General features: G+C 68.4%; 4 protein-coding genes and 2 pseudogenes. 2 read left to right on the top strand and 4 right to left on the bottom strand.

Going from position 1 to position 4364, the window contains the following annotated elements:
• Positions 1-31 precede the first annotated feature (31 nt).
• The 4 genes and pseudogenes from G3O06_RS46855 to G3O06_RS46840 form a co-directional block, all read right to left on the bottom strand.
• Positions 32-214, bottom strand: a pseudogene (locus G3O06_RS46855) (hypothetical protein); the annotation flags it as partial.
• Positions 215-592: 378 nt separating this feature from the next.
• Positions 593-1252, bottom strand: a complete 660-nt coding sequence (locus G3O06_RS46850; protein WP_205820147.1) for an isoprenylcysteine carboxylmethyltransferase family protein — start codon at positions 1250-1252, stop codon at positions 593-595.
• Positions 1253-1392: 140 nt separating this feature from the next.
• Positions 1393-1557 carry a hypothetical protein gene (locus G3O06_RS46845; protein WP_174917998.1) on the bottom strand — a complete coding sequence of 55 codons (165 nt, stop codon included), beginning with the start codon at positions 1555-1557 and terminating at the stop codon, positions 1393-1395.
• A 253-nt stretch (positions 1558-1810) separates the two neighbouring features.
• Positions 1811-2230 (bottom strand): HIT domain-containing protein, encoded by a 420-nt coding sequence (locus G3O06_RS46840; protein WP_043181059.1) that lies wholly within the window; start codon positions 2228-2230, stop codon positions 1811-1813.
• Between the two features lie 295 nt (positions 2231-2525).
• Between G3O06_RS46840 and G3O06_RS46835 the strand changes: the two genes are divergently transcribed.
• Both G3O06_RS46835 and G3O06_RS49510 read left to right on the top strand, forming a co-directional pair.
• Positions 2526-3689: a hypothetical protein gene (locus tag G3O06_RS46835; RefSeq protein WP_174999832.1), complete on the top strand. Its 1164-nt coding sequence runs from the start codon at positions 2526-2528 to the stop codon at positions 3687-3689.
• A gap of 192 nt (positions 3690-3881) precedes the next feature.
• Positions 3882-4364: pseudogene (locus G3O06_RS49510) on the top strand (hypothetical protein); the annotation flags it as partial.

Below are 4364 nucleotides of genomic sequence, written 5' to 3'. Positions count from 1 at the left end.
CACCCTTTCCCTACCCCACGCTCTTCCGATCGCCGCCGATGGCGCCGCCGATCACGGAGCCGGTGCTGCCGCCGACTGCGCCGCCGACTGCTGCGCCGGCTACCCCGCCGAGCGCGCCGCCAAGCGCATTGTTCAGGTCACCGGCCAATGCCGGCAGCGAGGTCGCGCCGGTCAGCGCGGCGACGACGAGAGCGGGGGCGATTTTCTTCCACATTCCCGTATTCTTCCTTGTTCGCAATCTGGTTATCGAAGGTCCGCTCGGTACGACGATCTGAATCGATCGACGTCGGGTCAGGCATTGTGCCGAACCGTGGACCAATTCATTTCAATGAGCTTGCGGCGAAGAATAGCACCGGTCCCACATCCTTGCCGTGGACATTCTGGTAACAAGTTGTTTACGAATAAGCGACCTCGAACACGCGCGCCGGAATGCCCGCAAACCCGCGCCGGCATTGGCTTCGTCGAGGGTCCGGCCCTGCGGAGGAATGGGCCGGCGATGCACGGCGTCGCAGGTTTGCGACACACGTGGCAACACATCGGAAACGAATCGTCGGCGGATGCCGAAACGACGGTCGCGGAGAAATGAAGGGGGTCAGTACACGCCGGGCAGCAACCGCCAGGTTCGCGCGCAATACGCGTCGTATTCGGCGCCGAATTGCGCACGCAGGAGTGCCTCCTCGGAGCGGATCCGCGCGACGAGCGGCACCATCGTCAGCACGACCAGCAGCACGCCGACGCCCGAGCGGAACGCGAGCGCCCAGCCGGCCGAATTGACGAGCAGGCCGAGATAGCTCGGATTGCGGATGCGGCGGTAGATGCCGTCGGTCACGAGGGTATGGCCCGGCTGGATCGCGACAAGCCCGCTGAAGCGCTTGCCGAGCACGAATACCGGCCAGATGCGCAGCACGCCGCCCGCGATGTACAGCACGACGCCGATCCAGCGCACCGTATCGCCGCCGAAGGTCCAGAAGTCGAGCCGGTCGGTCAGCGCCGGCAGGTACGCGAGCAGCAACCCGCTCACGCCGAACGCCGCGAGCACCCAGCGGTTGTCGCGGTTCTCGCGCTCGCCGCTGCTCAGGTTGCCTTCGGTGAACATCGCGGCGACGGCCATCACGAGCGTCGCGACGACGACGACCGTCAGCGGCGGATGCGAGAAGAAGGCCGCGAACCCGCCGCTGCCGAGCACCGCGAGCCCGAGATAGACGAGCGTGGAGATGCCCGACAGGGCGGCGACCTTGCGGGTGACTGTCATGACTGCCTCACCGGATTGCGCTTTCCTGTGAAGTATAGGAACCGCGCGCACACCGTGCAGCGCACCGCCGTCATGCGGTACGCGAATCCGCTCGAATCGTCCGGCGAAAGGCTGCGGCCAGCGCCGCGCCCGGTGCTCGATCAGCGGATGCGGAAGTTGCCGCCGATCCCGACGCTGACGGGCGGCGCGTAATACGCCGGCGCATAGCCGTAGTAGGCCGGCGCGGGCGCGTAGCCGTACGGCGGCGCGATGTAGCAGCCGGACAGGCCGCCGATCAGGGCAAGCGTGATGAGAAGTCTGGTCATGGCTCGATTCCCGGCGCGAAAGACGAATGGCACCTCGCGAAAGCCGCGCCGCCGCGACGTGCGGCGGCCGGCACGAAGAGGCGATCCGCCCTTCCTGTCGCTCAGTGAAGCAATGCGCGGAGTCTAGCGCCGGGTTGGCCGGGACGAGTTTCGCCGGCGGTTACAGGTGTTACCTCGCGTGACCGCTGAAACAGGTACGGCACGGCGGCCGGCCGGTGCGCCATGCCGTGCCGCGCCGCGTGCGATCGATGCGTTACACGAAGCGCGCGCGAATGCGCTGCGCGAGCGCTTCGAGCGTCGCCGCGTCGGCGATCTCGCGCGCATGCATCCGCAGCTCGGCGCCTTCCCAGCGCGGGATCACGTGGAAGTGCACATGCGGAACCGTCTGGCCGGCTGCCGCGCCATTGAACTGGCCGATGAACACGCCGTCCGGCTCGAGCGCCGCGCGCACCGCCGCCGCGACGCGCTGCGTCATGCGGATGCCGGCCGCGGCGGCGTCGCCGGACAACTCGAAGATCTGCGCGGCCGGCTCCTTCGGGATCACGAGCACGTGGCCGTCGGCCTGCGGCATCAGATCCATGATCGCGAGGGTCGCGTCGTCTTCCGCGACCTTCACGCACGGCAGTTCACCGCGCAGGATTTTGGCGAACGGGTTGTTGTTGTCGTAGGACATGGCGTTTTCCGATAACGGTTGGATTGGGAAAGTGGGAGAGCGATGCCGGACGATTATCGGCCGACGGCGGGTCGGATTTCAACTTGTCAGGCCGCGTCGCCGTTGCGGCGAACAATGGACGCCGGCGTGCATGCTATGTGCGTAACGAATTGGAATATCCAGCCCTCGCCATCCGTTTATTTCGAGCGTGGGTTCACGCGGCAACAGCCCGATCGCGAACCCGCGCCGGACACCCGTCGGCTGCGCAGGCCGGCAGCCGGGATGACTGATCGCGATCATCAACCGGAGTCATGCCATGGACCCTCTCCCCTCCTGTCGTTCACCCGCCGCGGCCGTGTTCGCGGCTGATCCGCCTGTCCTCGCGCGCGTCCGGCACGCGCTATGCCGCGCGGCTTGCGGCGTCGGGCTGGTCGCGTTGTCGTCGGCGTTCGCGTGGGCCGGCGGCAGCGACATCATCCTGCCGATTCCATCGTTCACCGCATCGACCGTGCCCGCCAACGGCGATGTCAATCCGTACGGCATCGCATTCGTGCCGCGCGGCGTGCCGACCTGGAGCACGCTGAAACCCGGCGACGTCGTCGTGTCCAACTTCAACGCGTCATCGAACACGCAAGGCACCGGCACGACGATCGTGAAGCTGTCGCCCGGCAAGACGCCTGCGACGTTCTTCCAGGGCAGCAATCTCGGCCTGACGACCGCGCTCGTGGTGCTGCGCAGCGGCTTCGTGCTGGTCGGCAACGTCCCGGCGCCGGACGGCAAGACCGTCGTGCCGCCGGGTTCGCTGCTCGTCATCGGTCCGCAAGGCAACCTCGTCACGCAGCTGTCCAGCGCGGCGCTGCTCGACGGGCCGTGGGACATGACCGTGATCGATCGCGGCCAGCGCGTGACCGCGTTCGTGTCGAACGTGCTGAACGGGACGGTCTCGCGCATCGAACTCGCGATCGGCGACAACGGCGTCACGATGCTGCCGGGATCGCGCGTCATCGCGTCGGGCTACGTGAATCGAACCGATCCCAGTGCACTCGTCGTCGGCCCGACCGGCCTCGCGTACGACCCGAACATCGACGTGCTGTATGTCGCCTCCACCGGCGACAACGCGGTGTTCGCGATCCAGAACGCCGCGTCGACGAATCACAACGGCGGCGTCGGACGCATGATCTACTTCGACGCGGCGCACCTGCACGGCCCGCTCGCACTGGCGCTCGCACCGAACGGCCATCTCGTGACCGCGAACGGCGACGCGGTCAACGCCGATCCGCTGCAGCCGAGCGAGATCGTCGAATTCACGGTGGACGGCCGCTTCGTCGCACAAATGCAGGTCGACACCGTGCCGGGGGCCGCGTTCGGCCTGGCGTTCGGGCGCGGTAGCAAAGGCCAACTGGAATTCGCGGCCGTCGACGACAACACGAATACCGCGACGGTCTGGAACCTGCGCTTCGACAACGACAACGCGCAATGACGCACCACTTGAACGGGCCGCACACGGCCCGTTCGACATCGCCGATCGACACACACGATTCACACACGCCGGGCAACGTGCGCCCTGTCAACGCCGCCCGGCGCCTCACGCACCCGCGATTGCCACCGCCGGCCCGAACCTGCGACACTGCCGGTTCATGTTCCGCCTGCAGACAACCGAGGACGCTCGCGCATGACGATCCCCCTCAAGAAGCTGATCCTGCGCGGCGTCGCGCTCGCCGTCGTCGCCGCGGTCGGCTACACGGGCTACATGCTGTCCCGGCTCGCGCCGATCGCGACCGGCTATGCGGCGAAGGCACTGTGTTCCGGCGTGTACGTATCGGGCCGCCCGGCCGCGTCCGTGATCGACGTCGACATCATGGCCGGCGTGCATCCGCTGCTGAAACTGGTGCACCCGTCGATCGATCCCGACCATCATCGCGCGACGGCGACCTTCGCCGGCTTCGCCGAACGCGAAGCCGACTTCCGGCCGTGGCTCGCCCCCCCCCCCCCCCCCCCCACCCCCCCCCCCCCCCCCCCCCCCCCCCCCCCCCCACCCCCCCCCCCCCCCCCCCCACCCCCCCCCCCCCCCCCCCCCCCCCCCTCCCCCCCCCCCCCCCCCCCCCCACCCCCCCCACCCCCCCCCCCCCCTCCTCCTCCCACCCTCCTACCCTCA

This window comes from Burkholderia sp. Ac-20345, assembly GCF_017104825.1.
Lineage (GTDB): Bacteria > Pseudomonadota > Gammaproteobacteria > Burkholderiales > Burkholderiaceae > Burkholderia > Burkholderia lata_B.
This window is presented reverse-complemented; position numbering and strand designations above follow the sequence as displayed.